The following is a 26,201-nucleotide window of genomic DNA, read 5'->3' as shown; positions in this document are numbered from 1 at the left end:
TGAATTTTTATACAATTTAACAGTATCTTCGCCCTATAACCTATTTCATAAAGCGCGTATTTTGAAATAACACTATGTTTTATAAGCAGAATATATTATTAGGGGCGCTTTTTATCCTGCTCGCGGAACTCATGTTTGCCTCAATGGGGGCGATTGTTAAGCAGCTGACACAGACTCTTCCCAGCGAAATGGCCGTATTCATGCGGAATTTGTTTGCTCTTGGCCTTCTTTTACCTCTGGTTTGGGGTAGCAGCACTATTACCTTAAATACCAAAGTGATTCATCTGCATCTCTTGCGTTCTGCGGCAGGTGTTTCGGCTATGTACTGCTTTTTTTATGCGCTTGCCAATCTGCCATTGGCCGATGGTATGTTACTCAAGATGACATCGCCTCTATTTATGCCCTTAATTGCATGGTACTGGTTGAGCGAGCCCCTGCATCGAATGATTTTTGTAGCCATAGGGGTTGGTTTTTTAGGGGTAATACTTGTTCTTAATCCTGGCGGGGAGTTCAATCAGATTGCACTGATTGGTTTACTCGGAGGTGGGTTGGCGTCATTGGCAAAGGTCAGCTTACGCAGGTTGGGGAAAACTGAGCCATCTGTCAGAGTGGTTTTTTATTTTGCCCTGTTGAGTTCAATTATCTCAGCAGTGCCAATGAGCTGGAATTGGCAACAGCCAACAGTCTCTGAGTGGTGGCTGTTCGCTCTATTGGGCCTGGTTGGTACCCTGGGTCAACTTCTTTTAACTCGTGGATATGCCATTGCAACTGCTGCGAGAGTAAGTCCATTTACCTATTCATCGGTTCTTTTCGGTGCTGTTTATGGTTACCTGTTCTGGGGAGAGACCCTCAGTCTGCAATTTGTATTTGGCGCCCTGTTAATTGGACTGGCAGGCATTCTTGCTCTCAGAGGGAGAGATGAGGATGAGAGATTGGTCAGCGATTCTGCAAGAACTTGATACAATGCACCCTATTTATAGCACTTTGAAGGATTGGCTCGGCCTATGTCGATGAATTGGACACAACTGTTGTCTAGGCAACGCCTTGGTTCGCAGGATCACCCAGGCGGCAGTACCTCACGCACAGATTTTCAGCGTGACCTGGATCGTATCGTCTTCTCTTCAGCATTTCGGAGAATGCAGGATAAGACACAGATATTTCCTCTCTCGAAGGTCGATTATGTCCGTACTCGCTTGACCCACAGTCTTGAATCCTCGAGTGTTGGGCGTTCATTGGGCACTTTGGCTGGAGAGCAGATCATTGCCCGCCATAAATTACAGAAACACGAGGCGTCAGATTTCGGGGATATCTGCGCTGCAGCCTGTCTGGCTCACGATATAGGAAATCCACCCTTCGGGCATTCTGGAGAAGACGCAATACGCCATTGGGCAGAAACTGCCGATTATGGCAAACAGCGTGTCGCGGTGCTTAGCGGCAGTCAGCGAGAGGATTTTCTCAATTTCGAGGGTAATGCTCAGGGCTTTCGTGTCATCACCCGACTGCAGAACCGAGATAATCCTGGTGGTTTGCAGTTGACCTGCGCAACATTAGGGGCATTTACCAAATACCCAAGAGAGTCCTGCATAGGCAAAGGCCGTTTTGGGGGGGTAAGCGCCAAGAAACCAGGTTTCACTGCAGAAGATCAGGGGAATTTTGAAGCTGTTGCCAAGGCCGTTGGCTTGATTCGACGAGACCCGGTGCTCGCTATATGGCATCGACACCCACTCTCATTCCTGGTCGAAGCTGCTGATGATATTTGCTATCGAGTGATTGATATTGAGGATGGGTATCGCTTGGGACACCTCAGCTTTCAGGAGGCACTGGATCTGTTTAGCGCCATACTCGCAGATTCATCCATTCAAACAGCTCGCTTGAAAAGTATTGGCGGGGACAAGGAGAAGGTGGAGTTTTTGCGGGCTAAGGTCATAAGCCAGGCTATTAGTGAGATTCTCTGCTGTTTTCTTGATCACGAACAGCAAATCTTAAAAGGGGAGTTTGACGACCCTTTAATGAGCCATATTCCTCACCGGGAAGAGATGGATCGGTTAATTGAAGTGGCAGGTGAAAAGATATATATCGCACCAGAGGTTATCGAGATCGAAACGGCAGGGTTTCAGGTGATCAGTGAGCTGCTGGAAAGGTTTATCCCAATTATTGACGATGTTGCTGAGCATGGTTCTGGGGCGAGTCCACGCAGTCAAATGATGATTAGACTGATTCCCGATCAGTTTATTGGACCACAAGCAGAGCCAATAAAGGATGACTATACCCGATTGCTACGTTTGACTGACTTCGTCTCAGGGATGACCGACTCCTATGCTGTCTCACTGTATAAGAAGGTGACTGGGATTTCACTCCCAGGATAGTGAAGTCGCTTTCTATTCATCTACTCAGATATGGGTATGAAAATGGAGGTCTTTGTACCTTTATCAGGTTCACTTTCTATACTTAATCTTCCATTATGAGCGTCAACGATAATACGGCATAAATAAAGTCCAAGGCCATACCCTCCGGTTGCTCTCTGTCTGGCCTGGTCAACTCTATAGAATGGCTCTGTCAGATGAGAAATATGTTCAGCTGGTACACCTTCGCCATGGTCTTCAACAAGGAAGTGCCAGCCTTTATTGCTCAACTCACTGCGGACATCAACAGGTCTAGCCTCATCAGGAGTATGTCGTAGCGCATTTTCCAATAGATTTCTGATCAATAATTTAATGCGAACAGGATCCAGGTCAATTTGTTGGTGAGCATTTTTGAAGTGGGGTTGCCATAGCGCATCAAAAAAATACTCATTTTTAACAGACTCAATCAATTGTGCCGGATCAACAGGTTGAAGGTCGAGTTTCGCATGTTTCGACTCCAGTTGTTCAGTCTCAAGTAGCTCGGCTAACTGATGTTCAAGTATCTGCAGATCGGAGATTATCCTTTCTCTCTGATCACTTTCACTGAGTAGTTCAGCGTTTAATCGTACCCGGGTCAACGGCGAACGGAGTTCATGACTGATTGCAAGTAACAGTTGGCGTTTGGCATCTAACATTCCCTCTATTTCATCCGCCATGGTGTTGATGCTATTGGCCAGCTCTCCCAGTTCGTCTCGACGTCTTAGTGATATACGGTGATTCAGGTCGCCAGAGCCGAAGCGGGCAACATCTTGGCGGATGATTTCAATGGGTTGAAAAAGGCGTCTTACAAGATGGTAGGTGAGGGCTATCAATGCCAGAATTGTGACTATGGTGACAATGGCTACGATTGGTAAACGATCGCTTTTCCAATTGTCCTGGGTAATAAACAACAGCCCGACATCTTCCTCCTGTAGCCGTAGTAGGAAGCGATGCTCACCATGGCTTAGTTGAACTGCTCTCCCATTCGGTAGTTGATGAGTATGAAAATCGAGTCTAGCCTCATCCACAAACTCGCCAGTACTGGACCAACGGTGATCGGGGAAGTTTATCTGTATATCGAGTTGCAGTCTTTGAGCCAGGGCTGAAGCTGCATGGATATCCGGAGGTGTACCGATTTGTTGGCGTAAGTGGTCAACATATTCCACCATGTGAGGTTCAGCGAACTGTCGAAATTCTTCTCGAATGCCATATCGAAAACCACTATGAACAACGAAAATAATTAAAACACTTACGCAGATAAATAGCAGTACAAGTCGGGCGCTGAGCCTATGGTGTCGTTTCATGCTGATGGCCCGACCATACGATACCCTGATCCCCATACTGTTTTGATATAGTCGAGGGGCTGAATTTTTTGACGGAGTCGGCTGACCAATATATCCACGGAGCGGGTGTAGAGTTCTGCATCTACACCCTTGATAGCGGATAAAATTTCATCCCGGCTGTAGACCTGTCCGGGATGCAGCACAAAAAGCTCAAGAAGACGAAATTCCAGGTTTGTGAGGTTTAGGGTTCGTTTTCCAATCGAAGCGCTTTGTTGACTCTGGTCGAGTGTGATTTCTCCAAGGCTGCAGGGTTGTTGTCTACTGGTTTGTGCGTTGCTTCGTTTCAGAATATTCTGAATTCGCGCGACTAATTCTCGCGGTTCAAATGGTTTAGCAAGGTAGTCATCAGCACCAAGTTCCAAGCCGATAACTCTGTCCATTACATCACCTCTCGCGGTTAGCATCAGAATAGGGATGTCATTGGTTTTTCGTATCGTTCGACATACATCAAAACCATCCATCTCAGGTAACATAATGTCCAGTATGATCAGGTCTGGTTGGTTGAGATTGAGGTACTCAAGACCTTCTGATGGCGTTGTGAATGACTGCAGAGTGAGGCCGTATCGTGAGAAGTACTCGCTCAGTGGTGCGGCTAAGTCTTGGTCATCATCAATCAGAAGTATAAGGGCCATCAGTATACCTCTACGTGCCGCAGTATATCCGATCCTTCCTGCCTGACCCAGGAATCGGTAAGTGCTTCTATCTGTCGTAGTGCATCAGTCATAGTCAATTTGAGATATACAATATGGGTTGCTTTGCCCTACCAATGGAGAGGGCAAAGCGAACCTCAAATATTGTTGTTTGGGCTTACTCCTGTGTCTCAGTATCGAGTCTCTTGCAGTCAAAGCCACAGTGACGATGCTGCCTGTGTTTGTTGATCATAGCCTGCAGCTTATCACGCTGGTGCTGCTCCAGATTATCACTGAAATCGGCAAATGCCTCAATCAAATCACTACTGACACTGGCGAGTTGAGCCTGTTTTTGCATCAATAGCGTGTGTGCCCTCTGCCGATCCAGAACTGGTGAACTGAGAAGTTCAGTTGCCTCACTGGCATATACAGATCGGTCACTGCGTAATGTCTCTGCAATGGTAACAACTTCAGCTTTTAGTAGGTCAAGCTGGCTTTTTTGTGACTCATTCAGCTGAAGGTGACTATCAAGTCTGCTTGCCATCCAGTCTATCCGGCCTTCAGTGCTGTTACAGAGTCCTTTATAGCGTGCAATTGCGACGCCGCTAACCAACAGTAGTGCAAATATACATATAAAGATGATTACACTCTTACTCATAATGGTCTCCTGATTTGTATATGGGTACATCTATTAATTGCTTGTGCCCTCTGGCTTTACGACGAGTTCAGAATCAAGGCGTGCTTTTGAATCATGCTTATTGCCTGTCGAAAAAGCGCAACGTAGAGTCTGGACGGGTCGTAAAGCCCCGTAGGGCGGGGCCTGAAGATGTATCTGCTGCGTTGTGATGCTTGAGAATGGAACAACCATTCTGCTTCGGCTCATGCCTTACAGCTACATGCGCAGGTCACACAGAGGGCATAAACAAGTAATAGAGGTGCCCTTATGTCATAGCTGCCAACGATTCATCCATCGTCTTACAGGAAATATTGTGAGGCATTGGGATGAGAAGATCCTCTCAGGGGTGTAACCCGTTGTAACAAGATGTAACAGGTAAAATTACTACAAGAAATTTTTATAAAATTCCAAAAAAGAATTAAACGACTAAAAGCGTGCTTTATATTGAAGCAGGGTCAGTCGGAAACAAGATCTCAGGTGCAAAGTTCTCTTTGTAGCGTATAATTTACGCTATTGTTAAGTTGAAATGTGTAGGAAATAACATCTGCACAGCCTGTAGGCGTTCCAGAGGATCAGGAAAGCCAGCGTATCTTTAAGGAACCTCTGATTTTCGTGATTTGCTTTGTAGCATGCGAAAGATTTTGCTCCGGTGTTTTTAAAAGCATGGTTGTAGTTTGTAAAACATGCATTTCATAGTGCTGCAGAACCTTTCATACTGCTTCATACTCGAACTAAACATATACAGAGGCTCCTTAAGTTAATCTTTATCTCATCGAAATTGGTTTGTGGTGTAGGACACTAACAAAACTTGAAATGGCTATCTGTTTCTAAGATTGAGATATTTGGAGTTAACAGCGATGATCCCCTGTGAATGTGCCAGATTCGTTTGGCATCTTAGATGCTTGGTCATCTACCGTTGGTGATGGTAGATGTATACGACTAAAAAAATTATTTTCCTTCAAATTATAGCGCTTATCGGAATGTGTCTTCCGATACTAGCACACTGTTTTCCAGAGCCTGGGCGTGTCTATCGGTTACTTATCCTCGACTCTCAAAGTGGTAGCCCCTATCAAGATGTTCGAATATCGCTGATCGAATCACTGTCTGACCATGGTTATCGAGAGGGAGAGAATCTACATATCACATACGGTATTGCAGAAAACGATGTGGTGCTAGGAGAGGCGATACTCAGAAAGGAGTTGTCCACTAAATACGATGTGATCTATGTCGGCGGAACCGTTGCAACAATTTCTGCAAAGCATGTAGTGTGGAATAGTGAAATCCCCGTAGTTTTTGGAGCGCCAACTGATCCCGTCGGTATTGGTGTAATTGACGATTTCGACCAATCTCCGAAAGCTAATTTTACTGGAGTCAGTTATCCAGTACCGGTTAGATCAAGGTTTTTATTCCTGCGCCAATTGATGCCTGACGCTCATACATTTGGCTTAATCTATGCCGATATGCCTCAATCGCAAAGTTACAATCGATGGATCAGGGAGTTATTGGAGAAAGATCCTGCATTTGATGATGTTGAGGTTTTATTTCGGGCTGTTCCATTGGTAACTGGAAAAAATGGTGATCAACAAATGGCAGAGTTTGCTATACCGCTTATCAAGGAATTGAATGATAAAGTGGATGCCTTTCTGAAACCGAACGATCAGTTAGGCGCACGCGAGTATTTCGCGAAAACAGTTGAATCCTTCGCGGATAAACCATTGATTGGTTTGGTTAAAAGCGATGTGGTGTCACGCTGGGGGGCAACTGCTGTCGTATTTCCCTGTCTCGAGAGCATCGGGCGGCAAGTGGCGGTGATGATCCGTGATCTGTTTGAAGATTATAAAGTTCAGAAAATTGAACCCAAATGGCCAGCGCGTTATGGATATGCAGTTGATTTGACTAAGGCAAAACGTTTTGGAATAAGCGTACCAGTTGGCATTTTGCAACTCTCTGGAAAAAATATAGTTCAATGAGATACCTGATTCGATCTCTAGTGATGTTTTCTTATCATTTTTTGAGTGCTGATAATAGAGCTATTGAGGATAGTGGGTTGATTAGAACCTCTCATAAAATAGGTCTCCTCCAAGTAAATAGAAATCATAGTGGCTGTTGAAATATGGGGCTGAACAGAAAAATATTACTCATCACGATTGGTGTGTTAGCCATATCATTACTGATAAGTTCCATGCTCAATATATTAAGTTTTCGTAGTAAGTATACTGATGCACTTTTAACAGGTAGTTTTGGTATCGGGCATAGCATAGAGAGTCTTTTGACTGAGTTGCTTTCTCTGGGGCTACCCTTGGATTCATTGTCTGGCATGGATAAAAAACTGGCAGAGGTGGTGGATAAAAATAGTCATATTGCTTATGCAACAGTAGTAGATGAAAGCGGAATGGCCCTTTTTCATAGCAATTCAGATTTAATCGGCAGGCATTTTAATGACCCGGTAACAACAAGAATCCTGAGTGTTAGAAAGCCAATTTGGCAGGTATACAATCGTTTTGATGGTGAGCATTATTATGATGTGGCTATACCACTATTTGGACAGAATGGTAGTTATGTAGGTGCAGTTCGGCTAGGCTTTCTTACCTCGATTGTTGACGATAAGGTTAAGGGTGCAATTACTCAGATTCTTGTTAATGTTGTTATTACTTTTCTCTCAATAGCACTTCTTCTTAATCTGTTTCTTCGTAGATCGATTATTGAGCCTGTATCGCGCCTTTCTGATTATGCTGAATCAATAGCAAAAGGTAAATTTGAGAAGATTTCAGAAGTAGACGGTAGAGATGAAATTGGTAGACTATCAATATCACTACATAAGATGGGAGAAATACTCAAGTCACAGATCAAAGCACTTAAAAATTCCAGCCAAGAACTTGAAGAAAAGATTGATATAAGAACACAAGAGCTTGCAAGTGCAAATCTTACATTGAAGGATAGCAATAAAGAGTTGATTCATGCTCTGGAGCGGGAAAAAGAACTTACTGAAGCACTTCGCAATAGTGAAGAACGTTTCAGAATGCTATTTGAAAAAAGTAAAGCTGTGATGCTTACCATCGATCCAGTAACCGGTAAAATTCTTGCCGCGAATCAAGCTGCTGAGTCTTATTATGGTTACAGCGGTGATCAATTGTTGGGAATGAATATTAGCGATATTAATACCTTGAGCGAGATTGAGATTGCTCATGAGATGAAATTGGCAGATCGAGAAGAACGAAGCCACTTTTATTTTAAACATACATTGGTTGATGGCACAGTTCGCGATGTCGAAGTCCATTCTGGACCAATAGAGTGGGGAGGAAGGCTGGTACTCTACTCAATAATACACGATATTACCGATCGAAAAAAAGCGGAAGCTGAACTAGATAAAATTGCACATTATGATGCTTTAACTGGTCTACCGAACCGATTACTAAAGGCAGATCGTTTGAATCAAGCTATCGTAAGAGCGAAGCGTAACGATATGCAGGTTGCAGTTTGCTATCTGGATCTTGATGGATTTAAGCCGATTAATGATACCTATGGTCATGATACTGGGGATCAGGTCTTAATAGAGATCGGGCAAAGATTACAAATGACCGTTCGTGCTGGAGACACTGTATCAAGGATTGGTGGTGATGAATTTGTACTGATTCTTACCGAGCTTACAAATTTAGTCGCATGTGAAGTAATTTTGCAGAGAGTAATGGAAAATATCTCATTACCGATTCAAGTGGATAGTGTTGAGGTTGAGGTCTCGGCAAGTATAGGCTATACACTCTTTCCTTCAGATAATTCAGATGCAGATTTACTACTACGGCATGCAGATCAGGCAATGTATATCGCAAAGGAAAGAGGTAAAAATTGCTTTCATCTCTTTGATCCGGAACAGGACAGGCAAGTTAAGGCATATCGCGAAAATTATCAGCGTCTAGAGAAAGCTTTTACCAATGAGGAATTTACACTTTACTATCAGCCAAAAGTAAATATGTATAGTGGACAGGTGATAGGTGTAGAGGCATTGATTCGATGGATTCACCCAGATGAAGGATTGGTTGCGCCAGGTGCTTTTCTACATAATCTGACAAATACTGAGCTGGAAATCGAACTTGGTCAGTGGGTTTTAGGTACTGCACTTGCGCAAATATTAGAGTGGCAATTGGCTGGTATTGATCTATCTGTAAGTATAAATATCAGCCCTCATCACCTACAGCACACAGAATTTATCAATCATATAAAAACTGCACTTGCAAAATATAGTGCAGTAAAGCCTCAAAAACTTGAACTGGAAATACTTGAAACTACCTCTATTCAAGATTTAAACCGTATAATTAAATCACTGGTAAGCTGTCAGGATTTAGGCTTGCAGATAACTTTAGATGATTTTGGAACAGGTTATTCATCTTTGACCTATTTTCATAGACTCCCAGTAAATACGCTCAAAATAGATCGCTCATTTGTCTGCGATATGCTCGAGGATCCACAGGATTTGGCAATTGTTGATAGTGTAGTTAGACTGGCTCAAGCCTATCATCATCCGGTTATTGCTGAGGGTGTTGAAAGTATTGAACATGGTGCTGCATTGCTAAGACTTGGATGTCAATTAGGGCAGGGGTATGGTATAGCAAGACCAATGCCTGCTGAGAATATACCTGGGTGGTTAAATGCTTGGGATAGTGATGATGAATGGCAATATTTGAAAAAAAGACTTGAAAAAGCCAGTAACTCGGATATAGAAGAGGCCATAAACAGCCACGAGCAGTGGATTGAAAATGCTGTTGATATTCTTTCAAAACCACCTTCAACATCACAAAGGCTTCTTTTAGACAGTCATAGTTGTTCATTCGGTCGTTGGTTTTATGGAAATGGATATTTTCAATATGGACACCTTAAAAAGTATTCAAACTTAAGAGAGTGCCATGAACGTATACATCTGTTAGGTCAGGAACTCTATAATCTGTCAGTCAGTGAGCATCAAGATAGTGTAAAGAGTAGGATTGATGAGTTACGGCAGATGCATCAGCAATTTATTCAGCAACTTAATGAATTAGTAAAACAAGAAAGCTCATGATATCTCAACCGAATTATTGATTCGAAAAAAGAGTAATGCTCATAGCTACTGATTACGGTAAAATTATTCATTAAATTTATACATTTCAATCAATATCCAAGAATGGCTTTGGCAGAGTAAAATATGGATTATCAAAGACGGTTTGGAGGTATTGCACGTCTCTACGGTCAAAGTGGCCTTGAAAGATTTCTAAAATCGCATGTTGCAGTTATAGGCGTTGGTGGGGTGGGGTCGTGGGCAGTCGAAGCTCTTGCTCGTAGTGGTATTGGTAAATTGACCCTATACGATTTAGATCATGTGGCTGAATCTAATGTCAACCGTCAATTGCCTGCGCTTGAGAAGGAGTTTGGCCAAGCTAAAGTCTTAGTGTTGTCTCAGCGAATCAAACAAATAAATCAAGATTGTCAAGTCACTGCAGTTGAGGAGTATGTTGAAGCAGAGAATCTATCTGATTTACTACTCGATAACTTTGACTATGTACTGGATTGTATTGATAACTACAGAACCAAAGCCTCAATAATAGATTACTGTAAAAGAGAAAAGATACCTTTGATAACATTAGGTGGTGCTGGTGGGCAGATAGATCCTACAAAAATAGGTATTTCTGATTTGAGTCGAAGTGAACAGGATCCTCTTTTGTCTAAGACTCGTAAATTATTGAGAAAAGAGTTCGGATTCCCTTCTAATTTGAAACGTCGATTTGGTGTGCCATGTGTATATTCAGTCGAACAACAAAAATATCCTAATAGTGAAGGAGAGGTATGCCTTGCAAGGCCAGATGGACTTGATGGCTCACTAAACTGCGGTGGATATGGCTCTGCTATGACCGTAACAGCCAGTTTTGGGTTGGTTGCTGTTTCACATGTCTTAAAGCAGCTGTCTGATGGAGTTGGGCCCTAACATACTGATTTTTCGAGTGGCAGAAGTGCGCTTGCCTGTAGATTGGGACTGCAGCGGCATTTTGAAACCTCGATGCAGGCAGGCGAGGTACATTTCGACTTATGACGACATGTTGAATCACCTGTTTAATAATTAAACTGAAAATAAACAGAGGCTTGTGTTAATGTTTTTCAGCCATGGCTACAGTATAGGTCTTTCCCTGTTTTAGTTTTTTATAATTACCAAAAATCTCATTCAAATTACGTTTCATATATTGTCGTAAACCATTGATGGTAACTACATAGAGTTTACCCCCAGGTTTGAGTCTCTGTTTGGCATCATAGAGAATTATGCTCAACATCTCTTTTCCTACTTTTGCAGGTATATTTGAGGCAATTACGTTAAAGCGTAATGAAGAGTCAATATGGTCAAATGCGTTGCTTAACATAGCTTTAGCATTGGATATATTATTTCTAGCGGCATTGGCATTACTGTACTCGATAGCCATAAAGTCTTTATCAACCATCAAAGTTCTGCCTTGTGCTGCACGTCTTGCCATGTAAAGTCCTATTGGGCCATAACCACAACCCAGATCCATGCAGTCAAACTCTGGCTCTATATGTAAGTTATTGATCAATAGCTGGGTACCTTCATCAATATCCTTAGGTGAGAAAATGCCCCAAGTGGAGTGAATTAATAGTTTTTCTCCATTGAGATCGGCAGTAAATGAAATATCTTTGCGTAGTCTATCTATATTTTTATCAGTCAACATAATTCATTGCTTTTATATTCAAGTATTGCAGGATTCACAACAGCTGGCGATTATCGGCAATCCATGCCTTAAATCGGTATGATGTGATTAAATGTCTATTCTTCAGGTTAATCAAATAGTTTGAAGGCTCTCGTCTAAGTTTAACATGCTTGCTAGTGTACCTCGTCATAGATTCTGTACCATTCAGCGAGTCTGGAAGGGGTTAGCCGCGCCCCGAAGGAAGTGACCTTGGGGTGCAAGGCATGACTCGAAGGGAATGGCCCCTCCCTTGCCAAGAGGCATAACACCGCGGATAACCCCTTCCAGGCTCGCCCGGAGGGGTCGGCCCAATACGCCTGCTCTGCGTTGTGGCTCTTGTAAAGGGCCTGCCATTCCCTGCGAGCCACGCCTTGATCTGACGTAATGGGGCGGCTCTGAATGGTACAGAATCTATGGCGAGGTACACTAGATATCAGGTAAATAGTTGGTGAATAATATCTAACATACTATTCTCATCATGATAGTCGACGGCGATCGGCCAATATCCATCCTCAATTTTCAGTACAAGAGCAGGAAAACTGTTTATCCCCATCAATCTTGATTGCTCAATCTCATCTAATAGACTGTTGTTAATAGACTCACTATTCAACAGGTTTTGAAAAATAGATCTATCCAGGCCAATTTCACCTGCTATTTCAACCAGTGTCGAATTATCAGATGGATTTCTTGCTTCCATGTAATATGCCTGTTGAATAGAAAGTATCATCTGCTCTTCTAATGCTGGGTCCATTTTTCTACTGGCGATGACAGCTCGACATGCAGGATAGGTTGAGCGGCGAGGTACATTATTTAACCAAAAATTATAGTTGAAGTCGGTCTTGGGTAACTTTTGCTGAATAGTCAACCAGGTATTCCTTAATCTTTCCTGCATATCCATTTCCATAGGCTCTTCTGAATCTGCAGCCAGACCACCTAGAAGATAACTGTAGGTTATTGAATCTGGTAAACTTATTATCAGTTTTGAGAGTGTAGGTCTGAAAGCCCAGCACCAACTGCACATTGGATCGTGAACATAATAAAGATGCGGCATTAGAAATAGTTTCCGTTAATTATTGAATAGTATAATATTATAGAAACTATTAAAGCGCTATTTTAAGAATGGAATATCTGAATGGAGTACACACAGGAAGTGTTAGAAATATATTCTAAGAAAATAATTATTAGATCTGGAAATCGAGAGGTGACTCTCTTTATTTTTCACTTTTTAAGAATTAATAACAATTCTATGTGAAGGTAAAGTGGAGGAATCAGAAGTGCGTATATCAAATCTTCTTCTAGCTCTATTGTTATGGGTAGTATCACAACCAATTATCTCAGAAGAGGTAGACTGGATAACCTTAGAGAGTTCTGGAATAAAAATAATCAAACTTTATGGGTTGTCAGAGGGTGATCGTTTGACAGTCACTCTATTTCCCCTTGCTGCTTATAATGAAAATAATCTGATTCAACACTTCTACAGAATAATTGACAGCGACGGTCCTCGATTAGGGGAGGTAATAAATAAATTTCAAATAGAACAGACATCAATACCAGGTCTAACAGTTGTAACAACTCTCAGGCGATTTCTGGATGGAACAGGGAGGCCAAGTCTCATTCACTATCAAGCCTTTTATTTCGAACATCAACAGAGTATGTGGTTTGCAAGGACAGAACTGAATGATAATATCAACTTATTGGTGGAATATTATGGTGAGGAGTTGAATATGATTATGCATATAATGGGTGTGAAATCAAACAAGAACCTATTATAATGACGCCTGAGTATATCGCGCATACAAATACACTATTTTGAATAAAAGAATTGATAGTTTAACTGATTATAGATATAAAATAATGAATCAGAATATAGAGCAAGTTAAGAGGTTATCTTGTTAAAATTCGCGCTATTAGGAAAGGTGGCATTCTGGTTAGTTGTTATTGGTTTTTTTGCATTAATAACACCGCAACCCGCCTGGCCAGAATGGTTTGCGAGGATGGTGCTCTCTTCAGGAATTGCTCTTGGAATTGTGGCTATTGGTGTGCAGATTTGGCGTAAATAAATTAGAGAACTTAAAATGATACTCGGCCATGTACTAAATATCTGCTAATTACTTTCAAAAATTCTACTATATCCATTAAATCTTAATCGACAAGAGTAACTAACGAAAAAAAGCTCATTGTCACTATAATGGGGTTGCATTCTATTAAAAAATAGATAAGTCACAATAGAGCTAATCCAAAATAATAGTTGATAATAGAAGTCTATTATCAACTACCATACAAATGGATAAGCAGTCTATGTTTGATAACTAACTATTTATAACTAGCTCTTACTGGATATCGACTCTTCGACCTGTTCTAATAGATTAACAATTTGGCTGGATATTGGTGAAATTTTTGTGTATAGATATTCAGCTTTCTCTTTATCACCATTTTCTTTGGAGCTAATAATCTCCTTGATTAGATCATGAAGGTCGTGATGTGGTTGTTCAATAGCTTGCATTTCAGAGCTATCACCATATTGCTTTAATCCTTCACTATAATACCATTTTCCGAATGCACAATTATGATGTGATACTGCTTCATCTCTCGATAGGGACTCCATGCCATCGAGAAACGAACGTAGTCTCGCTTTCCAGGCTATGTGTGCAGATTTAGCTGCACTAAAATCTAAACTGCTGTCTCCAGAAAATTTAAATTGCTGTACAACCATTTGCAGGGCTGAGGCAAACGATCCCAGGGAGTTGACTGTGTCAGCAGTAGTATTGGCTTCCGTAGTATTTAACTTGCTGCTATTGTTAATATTAGAAATATTGTTGTTAATCTCCTCTGCAACGGCACACTGTTGCTCTGCAGCTGTTGCAATTTGAGTATTCATCTGATTAATAGTGTTTACTGCTCTATTTATCGTATTAAGTGAATTTAAAGCTTCACCGGTAAGTTTTACGTTGGCCTCTACCTTTGCTCGACCAGAGGTCATAACAGCAACTGCTTCTTGTGTGCCATTTTGAAGTGACTGAATCATACTTTGTATTTCACCGGTAGATTCATGCGTTCTTGTAGCCAGACTGCGTACTTCATCAGCTACAACTGCGAAACCCCGGCCTTGTTCCCCGGCTCGTGCAGCTTCTATTGCTGCATTGAGTGCTAGCAGGTTGGTCTGCTCAGCGATGCTTTTTATAACATCAAGAACGCTACCAATATGCAAGCTTTCCTGCTCAACTCTCTTAATAGAATGCTCTGCATTCTTTACTTCACTTGCAAGTTCTTCGATGGCGTCAGATGTTTGTCGTACAATAGAACATCCACTATGAGTCTCTTCATTAGCAGTTTTAGCCGCCTCTTCAGCAATAGTTGCATTCTTAGCTACATCACTAATACAGGAGGTCATTTGGTTCATTGCGGTTGTAACTTGCTCTATTTGTCTCTCTTGGTTATGTATACCATTAATAATTCGGCTCGAGCTTTCACTGGTTTGAGCAACTGCATTAATAACAGATTCGGTTGAGTGAGCAGTCTGCCTGATAAGGTCTCTTATTTTACCAACAAATACATTAAAGCTTGCTGCTAACATCGCTAATTCATCATTACCAGATTGGTCAAGGGTGTTCATCAGGTTACCATCGCCATCTGCAATATTTTGCATGGTATTTGTTGCTTTTGTAATAGGTATGGATATAGAGTTAGCAATAAACCAACTAATTGCAAACCCAACTATCAGGCCGATGATTAACAGAATGATCACTAAATCAAATACGAATTGGGTATTCTCAGTTAAGGACTCGCTAGTGTGATCTATTGATGTCTGAAGCTCTCCAGCAAGATCTGCAAGATTGGTTTGAATTGCCTGTAGATCAACATTTAATTCGTTGCGTACCAGTGCGGCATCACTACGCCACTGATCACTGCTATGTATTTCTAGTAATTTTTTATAATGCTTATTAAAGATAACGATATTTGCTATAAAAATATCGAGTGCATCAACCTGCTCAAGTGTAAGTATCTCTTCACGATCTGAAAGCTTCTTAAGTAGTGATTCCACCTGCCCAAGGTACAGATTCATATCCTCTATATTATTCTTGTTTCTGAAAGCCAGGTATCCACGGATACCATTCATTACCTGACTCCAGGTAAATCTCAATTCTGCAATATCAGCTAAAAGTTGCTTACGCCCTTCCTCAGAATCCTCATCCATTTCGGACATAATCATCTGTGTCGTAAGCTGCATGAAGTTTCTGCTTAATGGATTGATAAACTGGTTGGCATAGGAGATACCAGGAAAATTCTCCTCAAAAGAAGATGTTTTTTGCAATAAAATGTTTGCGGTCTCTTCGAATGCGTCAATCTCTTCCTTTACCAAATTCAGTGCTTCATCATAATCAATTTCAGGATTACGTAGGGTTGCGTTATTTAATAGACTAAGTACTTCTTTAGTTCTTTTAAGTGCCTCTGTATAGCCTTCCAAATGGTAATTTTCTTTCGTTACCATATAGAAACCAAGTGATGCGGTAGCCTGCTCAATATGTAATGTTAAATCTTTTGCCAATAAAATTGTCGGCTGATTGGTGGTTATGACTTTGTCCACATCGCGATTGACTTCATTAAGACTCAATAATGTAATCACTGAGCTAATTGAAAAGATGGACAATACCAGCCCGAAACCAAGCCATAGTTTTGTACGAATAGAAGAAAAACGAGATAGCGACAGCATAGCAAGTCCCCTTGGTATATTACATATATCCTATATTCACCCTGATTGTTGTTATATTTCAGGTGATACTATTATTTGCCTACAAGCCGCCTATAGGCACTATTATTTACTGCTACTTATTTTGATGGAATCCAGAGTGGTATTCCCTTGGCAGAACCGCTGATGAGTTCATAAACGCAGGTGTTTTACTTAATGCTGCTTTTGCTTGCACCGGTTATCGAAATGATCAGTGAATCCTTGCTGTTTGATTTAGATTCCATTTCCATCTGTTTAATCGACACTTGTATATAAAACTTTAAGAAATAGTTGCTGCGAATAATATAAAAACTTAAATACAACAAACAATATTAGTCTTTTGTAGAACAAAAAAAGAAATAAAGTACTTAATTGAATGGTGATATTAAATTTCAAAGTGAAAATGTTAATCATCCCAACTCTTTTTTGAAACTATAGCAACTGAGAGAGTCGTGCTTCGTTTATTGATAGGGTGTATTTTGATCTATAGAGGGTGTAAATTGAACAATATATAAAAAACAAAGTCGGATGCTATAAGTTGTTCCATGGTGAAATAATGATTTTACACTAGAAGAATTTTGACGCAGACCCTACGACCAACTGGCCCTGTTACGCACTTAAACTCAGAAATATTTATGCGAATTGTCTATCAACGACTCATTACTGCTTCACTTCTGTTCATGCTTTTAACTTCTGCCAATGGGGGATGGTTAGAAGAGATAAAGCCATCTAAAGAGGCTAATAGCATTGAGTTATTTGATATCAACAATCAAAAATATAGCCTGAGTGGCTTAAATGGGAGAGTGGTTCTGGTTAATTTCTGGGCAAGCTGGTGTCCACCTTGTATTGAAGAGATGCCTTCAATGACCAGGTTGGTGGAGACAATCTCTTCAGATAGGCTGGTCGTACTTGCTGTCAATGTCAAAGAGAAGAGGGCTAGAGTAGAGCGAATAGCAACTAGGCTGGAACTCAATTTTCCTGTTTTGCTCGATCAAAAAAAGGCGGTTGCTGATGCTTGGGGTATCAAGGTCTATCCGAGTAGTTTTCTTATAGATTCATCTGGTCGAATGAGGTTTAAAGCGATTGGTCCTGTTGAATGGGATAGTGATGAAGTGGTGGCTTATATCAAACAGCTACTCGCAGAGGAGACGCCATAATATCTATGGCCTGGTTAGTATGTGCCAAAGTCAGCTGCAACAGGTGATTTTGACCGATTTCCGGCACTGAGTATTCTTGGCCAGCGCTCGTACTCGGAATCGTCCAGTTCTGGTGTAATGGTGACCACATAGACACGTCGTTCATGATGGCAGTGAGCGATCAGCCCCTGAATCCACTTGCCTGATGTGACATCAAACCAGCGTCGGTTTCCTTCAAAATCCACCTCCATGAACTGACGTATATCGAGCTTGACTGGAAGAGGCCGCCACCGATCCCAATGTCCACCATAGATGGCGTCGAGTCGCGCCCATCCGCCGAGGGGGAGTTTGCCTGTCTGCTGTTTTCTTCTTCCCCAGGGTAACAGGGCAATGCCTCCCTGTTTTTTGATCACCGGCAGACAGGCCCGGGGATCGGGAAACTCTGTGCGAAACTCTTGATTGCTGGAAGCGTAGTAGATGGCAGTACACATCTTAATCAGCTTAAATTCATCATTCAGGATTTTGAACCATTCATCAGAATCGTCTCCCGATGGCCGGAGGGCTTCCAGGCCGGAGCGATGACATTGGGCATTTGGGAGCGTCCGAGCAGACGGGTTGGGGCCAGGGTAAATTCGCCGTAGCGTCGGTTGATGTTGTCCATGGCCTGGTTGAGCCGGTCCCTCTGCTGTTGTCCAGGGTTTAGAAAATCGGCCTGGTAGCCAGTTGGTTTCGGATCGAGTGCTGTCACCTGTACCTGAAAACAGCCTTCTCCTGCCCAGTGGTTGTCGAGCAGATCATCACACATGGCCAAAATGTCAGGAGCGTGGTCAGTGGGCGGGTCGCAGCGATATTTGCGACTGAGGAAACCGGCTTCGAGTCGAACTCCGATATAGAAGTGGGTGGCGCGAAACTGGTGTAGACGTAGTCTGGATGCCACTTTTTCGGTCATGTGCAGCAGGAAGGTGTCGATGATCTTCCTGTCTTTGGTGTTGGGCGGCATGACCTTGCCGTGGCCTATGGATTTAGGGGCGGCAACGTCGGTATGAACCGGATCAGGATCGAGCCCCTGAGCCATTAGCCAGATGCGCCGTCCGGGGTTTCCGAAGCGTCGTCCGATCTCACCGATTGGCAGGCGCTGCATATCACCGCAGCTATATACCCCCCGTTCTGCCAGATAGCGACCAATACCACGAGCGATGCCGCACAACTCGGTAACCGGGATTCTGGCCAGCTCGGAACGGGCCAAGCCGGGGGGGATAATGGTCAGCCCATTGGGTTTGTTTCGTTTGGCAGCATATTTGGCGGTGGTTTTGTCGCCACTGACGCCAACCGAGCAGAGCATGCCCCCCGAGGCGTCCGATACCGCCTTTCTCACCTTGTGGGCAATCTGTTGTGGCGTACCGAGCAGGCGTTGGCAGCGGGTGATATCGAGAAAGGCCTCATCCACAGAGAAGACTTCCAGGTCGGGCGTGATGTCCGCGAGTGATTCCATGATACGGGAGGATACCTGGGCGTAGCGCTCCGGGTGAGAGGGGACCTGGCGAAATTCCGGACAGATTCGTTGAGCCTCTTTCAGGCGCATACCAGTTCGTACGCCATAGGATCGAGCCTCATAGGAGCTGGTGATGATACAGGTTCCCTGGGAGCCATTGGTAATGCCGATAGGAAGTCCTTGTAGCTCGGGATGGTCAATCTGCTCTACGCTACAGAAAAAGGCATTCATATCCACTAGGATGATGGCCCGAGACCAATAGCTGTCAGGGCATGTGTCGTCAAACCGCATTGGCGTATTACGTTAGTGATACTGTCTGAGCTGACAGACCAGAACCCCCTGAATTCTCACCCTGTCAGCGGCATAGATCATGGGAGGAACATCGGGATTCTCGGCAATCAGCTTGATGCGACCGCTTTTGAGGCGTCTAAGGCGTTTCAGGGTGGCCTCCTGGTCATCGATCAACGCGACGACAATGGCATTGTCATCTGCGGTGTCGCAGCGCTCGATAATGACCAGGTCACCGTCAAGTATGCCGATGTCGATCATGGAATCCCCCTTGACCTGGAGGGCGTAGCGGTTTGGGCCGGTCAGATATTCGGCCAGGTCAAGGCGCTCCTGGCCGGCTATGGCTTCGATCGGTCGACCGGCAGCGATGCTGCCCAGCATGGGGAGGCTGAACTTCGACAGCTCCGCGTCATCGACCATTTCGATGCCGCGTTTGCGGCCGGGAATCAGGCGGATGCGTCCTGCTTCGGCCAGGGCTTGAACATGACGGTGGGCGGTGCCTTTGGAGGTGATTCCAATCCCCTCAGCGATTTCAATCAGCGATGGGGCATATCCGCGCCGCTTCAGATAGCGGCGGATAAAGGCCAGAGTTTTATGTTGTGTGGCGGTCAGCATATTCTGTTCTCTAAAAGTTCCGTTTGTCGCGATTGGAGTATAGAACATTGTGAGAACTAATGGAACTGCATCGCAATTATTGCTATCTTTCGCTGTCATTCGATTGAGAAATTTTCTATAATCATATGATAATTAAAAGATAATCTAGGGGAAGGCTATGCCTAATCGGGTATTGCAGCGTCTGGCTCTGATTCTAGCGATTGTTATGTTGACCCTGTGGGGGGTGATCCTGATTGTCGATCCTTATTTGATCGTCGGCTTTTTCAGCACCGAGCCGGTGAACCAGGCTTTTGCCGGGATGATGGGAGCGGCCCTGTTGGGATTGGCGTTTATTTCTCTGGCCGGAGTAACCAAATGGATGCATACGCCTCGGGCGTTGGGTATCGCGATGGGGATTCTGGTGGTGGAGACCGCCTATTTGATGCTGGGGAGTGGTGTTATGCTGGTGACCCTGCCCACGACTATCAGTTTAGTTACTGCGGCCGCAGTAGCATTCTTCCTGCTTGTTTGATTGATAATCACTGATATTTTGAGTTGAGATATGGTAGCTGTGGCGCAGCAGAATCGGTGCGCTCAGAGGAATGATATTCTTAAATGTGCTCTGAATCACACTGAAAATTAATAAATAATCTAAGAATTGGTATATAATTCCCAATTATTGCATAATTGTCCAAATGAGTTGCTATGCTTGAACCGGGCTTATTAGGTTTGGCAGGAGCGAACTTATAAGCCTGACAGGGTCGAGTCGAAAGCCCTTCATTATCGTTAGGCCGGATGGACGATAGTCCTATCATTGATACTAGGAGAAAGGCAAAGGCTCATAGCTGATGAGCAAAAAAGATAGCCTCTCTACTTGGTCGGTGACATATTGTTGCGCGGGGGACGTATGTCGGTGAACATGAATCTACTGTTGGTCGAAGACGATGAGATGCTGGGTGACGGTATTAAGACCGTTATGGAGCGTCGTGGGTTGGGTATCGATTGGGTGCGTGATGGTCTGTCAGCCATGCAGTCGATTAAAAGCGGCCACTATGATGTGTTGCTGCTTGATCTGAATATACCCTGGTTATCAGGTCTTGAAGTATTGGCTCGCTTGCGATCTGAAGGCAATCAGATCCCGGTTCTGGTTCTGACTGCACGCTCCGAAGTTGTGGATCGGGTGCAGGCACTGGATGGTGGTGCCGATGATTATGTGGTCAAACCCTTCGATATCGATGAACTCTGTGCTCGAATCCGAGCTTTACACCGTCGACACAGCGGGCAAGAGGCTGAGATGCTTCGCCACGGTGATCTGGTGTTGGATCCTTCCGCTCATACGGTGACGATTCAAAACAGTTCAGTGGCGTTGTCAGCTAAAGAGTTCGATATCCTGCATAGCCTGATGGAGAACATGGGGCGGGTCATGTCACGTCGAAAACTCAGTGAAAAAGTATACTGTCTGGAAGATGATGTAGAGAGTAATGCAATAGAGGTGCATATTCACCATTTGCGCAAGAAGCTGGGTGATCATCCGATACGTACTGTGCGTGGCGTGGGCTATGTGATAGAGAAGCCGGGTGTTTATGCCAAGCGTTAGACGAAAATTTCTGCACCATAAAAAATAGTAAAAGTCAGCTCTTCAGATTCATCTTTAATCATCGCATGCTGCAGAAATTTGCTGCTCTGTGGCTTAAAGTAATCTAATCAATTTGTCTGTGGTATCCATGTGGTAGGGGATAAGTAGTTATCTGCTGCAAATTAATAGAGGGGCCCTTAATATGAGTCTGGAAGAGCTTGGTTTCGATTTGGCATAACACAGTTAATGTTTCGGGCATTAGAACCCCATCTATAACTGCATAACAAGGAATACGGAATGTACATCCGATCGATTCGCTTGCGATTGCTGCTTATGATTTCACTATCAATATTGCTGCTATGGGGTACAACCTTTTGGTTTACTTGGTGGCGAACCAGTCGTGATATCAATCAGGTCTATGATGCTGAATTAAAACTGATGGCAGAGTTACTGGCGGTTGGAACAAAGCATGAATTAGAGGAGTTCGACCTGGATGATTACCAGGTTAACCTGAATGAAGTAGGTGTTAGTTTTCCGTTGCTACTACAAGTCTGGTCAAATGAAAATAAGTTAGTCATACGCGGGCCTCAAGCCCCGGAACACCCGTTGACTACAGATATTGTCGATGGTTATTCGGATAGTGTTTTTGCTGGGGAGGGTTGGCGGGTATATACCTATAATATTGTCGAATATAACTATCGGGTGCATGTTGCTCGAGCTCATGCAATCAGTCGAAAGTTGGTGAGTTCCTTTGTTAAGGATGTGGTGAAGCCACTACTTATTGTTTTACCTTTGTCCGGAATGCTGTGGTTCATTATTCAGCAAGGATTTCGTCCATTACAATCTGTTTCACGTTTGATCGCAGAGCGTGACTACGACAACCTGAATCCAGTGTCAGCTGAAAAAGTTCCAGAAGAGGCCTCCTATCTTGTGGATGAGTTAAACGCCTTACTCGCAAGGCTTAAGCTATCAATCGAACGAAACAATCGTTTCACAGCAGATGTTGCACATGAACTCCGTACGCCAATAGCCGGTATGTTGGTGCAGTTGCAGTCTAGTGTAACCGGGCGCACAGATGCTGAACGTGAAAAAGGAATACAGCATATTGAAAAAGGATTAAAACACCTTAATCATGTCGTTAATCAGTTACTTATTTTAGCTTCTATAGAACCTGAAAAGATTAGAAAAGAGTTTGAGATATTTGATCTTGTGGCTGTAACTGAAGATGTACTTTCTGAGATTTCACCAATGGCTCTGAGAAAAAATATCGATATGGAGTTGGTATCTGAAAATCAAATAAAGATTAGAGGCAATCAGCAGATGATAGCCATTCTGCTGGGTAATCTGGTGAATAATGCGATTAAGTTTACCCCGAATGAAAGTGGGGTTTCTGTCCGCATATCTACAACAAAGAAAGGTGTCCAGATATTTGTGGAAGATTCCGGCTCTGGGATTCCGGATGATAGAAAGAAATGGGTTTTCGAACGTTTGAACAGACTTCCTGGTGAGACTGAAAGTGGTAGTGGATTGGGCCTCTCTATTGTTCAGGAGATATGTGAACTTCACCAAGGCAGCATTACCTTGAGTGATCGGCAAGCTGGGCAGGGTTTAATTGTGACACTGTTCCTCCCTGACTTAATCGAATCTTAAGTATTAACTGCTAATTTTTATGGTATCTGTCCGCCCGCGCAGCCGTGAATGGACCTTGCAATCTGCAAATAGGCGTTTACCTAACGACCAAATGATTCTTAGGGGTATTGAGTCTATGAATAAAATTAAGTCCATTGGAGTAGTTTTTACCACCACCATATATCTAGGATTAATTACCTTATTTTCTCAAGGTCTTTTAGCATCGGATGAGTCCAGTTTTTCGATTGAAAAAGCCATCTGGAAAGATGAAAAAAACCACTTGGTTGTCAAAGGTAAGGGTGGTCAGGGTATAGAAGTTATTATCACCAATACGGCGACTAAAGAGGTTATTGGGTCAGTCACCTCCAAAGATGATGATTGGCGCTTTAGGTCTAGGATAAAAGACGATACTGAGGTGCCTTGTGAAGTGAGTGCACAGCGTACTTCAGATGGTGTTATGGAAATATTGAGCGTACACTCAGCGCCGGATAACTGCGACAATGGCGGTGGTGACAGCGGTGGTGAGAATCTACCTCCGATTGCCAATGCGAATGGCCCTTATACAGGCAGCCTCGAGCAATCCATAAATTTTTCCAGCGACGGTTCCAGCGATCCTGAAAATGGTGACTTAAGCTATTTATGGGATTTTGGTGATGGCAATAGCAGTACTGATGCCAACCCCTCACATCTCTATGCTGATGCTGGTGATTATGATGTACTACTGACCGTTACTGACCCAAAAGGTGCTTCATCCGATACGATGACCATTGCTGTGGTTGATGGTGAACCACCAGTGGTTGGTATTCCAAATGTTTCGATTAACTCCACCAGTCAAAATGGTATTCCGGGTGAGCCTGTCCCTGAACAACCTCTGATCAATACCAATGACTATCGTGTCTTTGCGGTGAATGATCTGGGTATGCACTGTGGTGATTTCGATACCCGTATTTCAAGCATCCTGCCACCATTCAATGTGCTGCATGCAACCGTGATAAGACGGGGTCAGGAGCCTGATATCCTTGGTCCGAATGATGTGGATGTCTATTACTCAGCCGCCTCTAACCCAAGTGATCCGATTCTAAGCGGCATTAACTCAGCACTAACCGGTCCGGTCTATTCGAGCATGAATGCAACGACTGGAGAGGTATTCAAGACCAACTTCTGGAGTGTTGCCCGCGATGCATACAACGCTTTCTACCCACCAGGCATTCTGCCTGCCTTTTACCCTGCTGGCCCAGTAGAAGGCATTCTTGATCTTGGCTTGCCAATGCCGAATGTTGAACGACTCTATCTTGGTGATGGCGCCTTGACTGCAGATCAGCAGTCCATGCCAGGTCGCCATGGTCCCTATGTCGACAATGCGTTGGAGAAATTTGAGGCCTATGTGGTAGATCAACCTTTCTTTATTGACATGATGGGCGGACTGGATCGGGGATTCCAATTCGGTTATGTAGTGGAGGGTGTAAATTGGTTTGAAGCGCCAGGCGTTCCTATTACTGCCTTTGATGATTATGGCCGAGAGAATCCATGGCCTCTGTATCGAGTGCAAGCCAAGATTGGTGATACAACCCTCGCATCAGTTGATACCGTTGTACCGATCTCCGGAGAAGCTAATTGCGGTGCCTGTCATGGATCAGATGTAGACGGCGGCAATGGCCTGGCTACAGCGGCTCTAACCGATATTGCTTCATCTCTGGATGATCCGATGCATGGCATGGTGCCGGATGAGGTGAGTAAAGAGTATGCAGCCGATATCAATCTGGTTCGCCTGCACGATCAGAAACATGGTACTGACCTGGAGAACCAGGCCCCTGTGGTCTGTCAGCAGTGTCACTACACACCCGCTTTGGATCTGGCGCAACTGGGGCCCTTGGGGCCAGAATTTGATCCATATGGCGGCTTTGCCAATGGACGTAATCAAATTACTGTGAAGAGTATGTCCAATGTTATGCATAGTCATCATGGCAGCCTTACAGATTCCAATGGAGAGTTAGTCTTCCCCGATATGCCGGAAGCGGTTAAGGATGAGTTTGGTGTGGTAGCCAATAATACTGAGCGACGTGAGGTCTTGCATGAGACCTGTTATCAGTGCCATCCAGGACGACGTACCGATTGTCTGCGTGGTGCTATGTCCAATGGCGGCATGCTCTGTCAGGATTGTCATGGTGACATGGCTCAGGTGGGTACAGATTTTACCGATCTGGTGAATCCTGATAATCCAGGGGCGTTCGTATTGGGTGGTGATTTCTACACCAATCCAGATCAGCCTCGCGTACCCTGGGCGAATGAGCCGGGTTGTGGTTCATGCCATACCGGTGATGCAATGGACAATATGGCCGGTGCAGCAGGGACAGTTGTGAATCCTGCTGATGCAGATAGCAATCCAGATCAAATCCGCTTGTTCAAAGCTTATTTGTCAGATGATCCAAAAGCTACACCGATCGTACCGACCAATAAACGCTTTGCCGAAAACGTTATCGAAGCGGATAACCCAGCAGTTACTGGAGGAGATGATCCTCGGATCGGCAATCCAATGCTCTACCGTGTGAGTGTTGGTCATGAAGGCATCTTCTGTGAAGCCTGCCACGGATCGACTCATGGTATCTGGCCTAACAAGAACGACGATGCAAATGACAATGTAGCAGCTGGACAATTGCAGGGACACAAGGGCACCATCATTGAATGTAGTACCTGTCATGAAGGTGATCTTGGCAATACTTTGGGTGGTCCCCATGGTATGCATCCAGTAGGTGACACACAATTTGCTGATGGTGGTCATGCAAGCCTTGTTGAGAGAAACTCCAATGAGTGTAAGGCATGTCATGGAGAGGATGGTTTAGGTACGGTACTTTCCCGTATGGCTATAGACAGAGTTCTTGAATGTGACGATAGCACCAGCTTCTGTCCTGATGGCAATAGAGAAACATTCCCCAAGGGCTACATGGTGGGGTGTGTTGAGTGCCATGAGAATCAGATAAACCACGACTGACCGATAAGCAGTTTACCCTTACC

19 protein-coding genes and 3 pseudogenes are annotated in these 26,201 nt (G+C 43.8%); 11 read left to right on the top strand and 11 right to left on the bottom strand.

Annotated elements, in window-relative coordinates; genetic code table 11:
• Positions 1-74 precede the first annotated feature (74 nt).
• Entirely contained in the window at positions 75-959 is an 885-nt protein-coding gene (locus AC4IFB_RS13385) for a DMT family transporter (RefSeq protein ID WP_490778568.1), read from the top strand.
• 45 nt (positions 960-1,004) lie between these two features.
• Positions 1,005-2,366 carry a deoxyguanosinetriphosphate triphosphohydrolase gene (locus tag AC4IFB_RS13380; RefSeq protein ID WP_490780421.1) on the top strand — a complete coding sequence of 454 codons (1,362 nt, stop codon included), beginning with the start codon at positions 1,005-1,007 and terminating at the stop codon, positions 2,364-2,366.
• Between the two features lie 20 nt (positions 2,367-2,386).
• Here the strand turns inward: AC4IFB_RS13380 and AC4IFB_RS13375 are convergent, their stop codons facing one another.
• From AC4IFB_RS13375 to AC4IFB_RS13365, 3 genes are all read right to left on the bottom strand, one after another.
• Positions 2,387-3,685 (bottom strand): sensor histidine kinase, encoded by a 1,299-nt coding sequence (locus tag AC4IFB_RS13375; RefSeq protein WP_490780420.1) that lies wholly within the window; start codon positions 3,683-3,685, stop codon positions 2,387-2,389.
• Positions 3,682-4,356 carry a response regulator transcription factor gene (locus AC4IFB_RS13370; RefSeq protein ID WP_490780419.1) on the bottom strand — a complete coding sequence of 225 codons (675 nt, stop codon included), beginning with the start codon at positions 4,354-4,356 and terminating at the stop codon, positions 3,682-3,684. Before AC4IFB_RS13370 ends, AC4IFB_RS13375 begins: the two co-directional genes overlap by 4 nt.
• Positions 4,357-4,531: 175 nt before the next feature.
• Positions 4,532-5,011: a hypothetical protein gene (locus tag AC4IFB_RS13365; RefSeq protein ID WP_490778572.1), complete on the bottom strand. Its 480-nt coding sequence runs from the start codon at positions 5,009-5,011 to the stop codon at positions 4,532-4,534.
• 947 nt (positions 5,012-5,958) lie between these two features.
• On the opposite strand from AC4IFB_RS13365, the gene AC4IFB_RS13360 reads away from it, so the two are divergent.
• The 3 genes from AC4IFB_RS13360 to tcdA all read left to right on the top strand — a co-directional run bounded on the left by AC4IFB_RS13360 (position 5,959) and on the right by tcdA (position 10,979).
• Complete coding sequence (locus AC4IFB_RS13360) at positions 5,959-6,999, top strand: ABC transporter substrate-binding protein (RefSeq protein ID WP_490780418.1); 1,041 nt, start codon at positions 5,959-5,961, stop codon at positions 6,997-6,999.
• Positions 7,000-7,142: 143 nt separating this feature from the next.
• Positions 7,143-10,079 carry an EAL domain-containing protein gene (locus AC4IFB_RS13355; RefSeq protein WP_490780417.1) on the top strand — a complete coding sequence of 979 codons (2,937 nt, stop codon included), beginning with the start codon at positions 7,143-7,145 and terminating at the stop codon, positions 10,077-10,079.
• A gap of 123 nt (positions 10,080-10,202) precedes the next feature.
• Positions 10,203-10,979 carry a tRNA cyclic N6-threonylcarbamoyladenosine(37) synthase TcdA gene (gene tcdA, locus AC4IFB_RS13350; protein ID WP_490780416.1) on the top strand — a complete coding sequence of 259 codons (777 nt, stop codon included), beginning with the start codon at positions 10,203-10,205 and terminating at the stop codon, positions 10,977-10,979.
• 160 nt (positions 10,980-11,139) lie between these two features.
• Here the strand turns inward: tcdA and AC4IFB_RS13345 are convergent, their stop codons facing one another.
• Both AC4IFB_RS13345 and AC4IFB_RS13340 read right to left on the bottom strand, forming a co-directional pair.
• Positions 11,140-11,730 carry a class I SAM-dependent methyltransferase gene (locus AC4IFB_RS13345; RefSeq protein ID WP_490778576.1) on the bottom strand — a complete coding sequence of 197 codons (591 nt, stop codon included), beginning with the start codon at positions 11,728-11,730 and terminating at the stop codon, positions 11,140-11,142.
• Positions 11,731-12,181: 451 nt separating this feature from the next.
• Positions 12,182-12,799: a DsbA family protein gene (locus AC4IFB_RS13340; protein ID WP_490780415.1), complete on the bottom strand. Its 618-nt coding sequence runs from the start codon at positions 12,797-12,799 to the stop codon at positions 12,182-12,184.
• Positions 12,800-13,637: 838 nt separating this feature from the next.
• On the opposite strand from AC4IFB_RS13340, the gene AC4IFB_RS13335 reads away from it, so the two are divergent.
• Positions 13,638-13,808 (top strand): hypothetical protein, encoded by a 171-nt coding sequence (locus AC4IFB_RS13335; protein ID WP_490778579.1) that lies wholly within the window; start codon positions 13,638-13,640, stop codon positions 13,806-13,808.
• Positions 13,809-14,071: 263 nt separating this feature from the next.
• On the opposite strand, the pseudogene AC4IFB_RS13330 reads toward AC4IFB_RS13335, so the two are convergent.
• The 3 pseudogenes from AC4IFB_RS13330 to AC4IFB_RS13320 form a co-directional block, all read right to left on the bottom strand.
• Positions 14,072-14,383, bottom strand: a pseudogene (locus AC4IFB_RS13330) (CZB domain-containing protein); the annotation flags it as partial.
• A gap of 219 nt (positions 14,384-14,602) precedes the next feature.
• Positions 14,603-15,169: pseudogene (locus AC4IFB_RS13325) on the bottom strand (methyl-accepting chemotaxis protein); the annotation flags it as partial.
• Positions 15,170-15,289: 120 nt separating this feature from the next.
• Positions 15,290-15,811: pseudogene (locus AC4IFB_RS13320) on the bottom strand (HAMP domain-containing protein); the annotation flags it as partial.
• Between the two features lie 1,298 nt (positions 15,812-17,109).
• Here AC4IFB_RS13320 and AC4IFB_RS13315 point away from each other — a divergent pair.
• The gene (locus tag AC4IFB_RS13315; RefSeq protein WP_490778581.1) at positions 17,110-17,631 is read left to right on the top strand and encodes a TlpA family protein disulfide reductase; all 522 of its coding nucleotides are present in this window, start codon (positions 17,110-17,112) and stop codon (positions 17,629-17,631) included.
• Positions 17,632-17,645: 14 nt separating this feature from the next.
• Here AC4IFB_RS13315 and AC4IFB_RS13310 read toward each other — a convergent pair whose 3' ends face one another.
• The 3 genes from AC4IFB_RS13310 to lexA are packed head-to-tail and all read right to left on the bottom strand — an operon-like array spanning position 17,646 to position 20,005.
• Positions 17,646-18,101, bottom strand: a complete 456-nt coding sequence (locus AC4IFB_RS13310; protein ID WP_490778582.1) for a hypothetical protein — start codon at positions 18,099-18,101, stop codon at positions 17,646-17,648.
• Positions 18,102-18,124: 23 nt separating this feature from the next.
• Positions 18,125-19,393 (bottom strand): DNA polymerase Y family protein, encoded by a 1,269-nt coding sequence (locus AC4IFB_RS13305; RefSeq protein ID WP_490778583.1) that lies wholly within the window; start codon positions 19,391-19,393, stop codon positions 18,125-18,127.
• Between the two features lie 12 nt (positions 19,394-19,405).
• Positions 19,406-20,005, bottom strand: a complete 600-nt coding sequence (lexA, locus tag AC4IFB_RS13300) for a transcriptional repressor LexA (RefSeq protein WP_490780414.1) — start codon at positions 20,003-20,005, stop codon at positions 19,406-19,408.
• Positions 20,006-20,162: 157 nt separating this feature from the next.
• Between lexA and AC4IFB_RS13295 the strand changes: the two genes are divergently transcribed.
• From AC4IFB_RS13295 to AC4IFB_RS13280, 4 genes are all read left to right on the top strand, one after another.
• Positions 20,163-20,516, top strand: a complete 354-nt coding sequence (locus tag AC4IFB_RS13295; RefSeq protein ID WP_490778585.1) for a hypothetical protein — start codon at positions 20,163-20,165, stop codon at positions 20,514-20,516.
• A gap of 387 nt (positions 20,517-20,903) precedes the next feature.
• Entirely contained in the window at positions 20,904-21,581 is a 678-nt protein-coding gene (locus AC4IFB_RS13290) for a response regulator (protein WP_490778586.1), read from the top strand.
• Between the two features lie 276 nt (positions 21,582-21,857).
• Complete coding sequence (locus tag AC4IFB_RS13285) at positions 21,858-23,210, top strand: sensor histidine kinase (RefSeq protein ID WP_490778587.1); 1,353 nt, start codon at positions 21,858-21,860, stop codon at positions 23,208-23,210.
• Positions 23,211-23,325: 115 nt separating this feature from the next.
• Entirely contained in the window at positions 23,326-26,178 is a 2,853-nt protein-coding gene (locus AC4IFB_RS13280) for a PKD domain-containing protein (RefSeq protein WP_490780413.1), read from the top strand.
• Positions 26,179-26,201 lie beyond the last annotated feature (23 nt).

Source organism: Candidatus Thiodiazotropha sp. AKIB8 (assembly GCF_058244675.1).
This window is presented reverse-complemented; position numbering and strand designations above follow the sequence as displayed.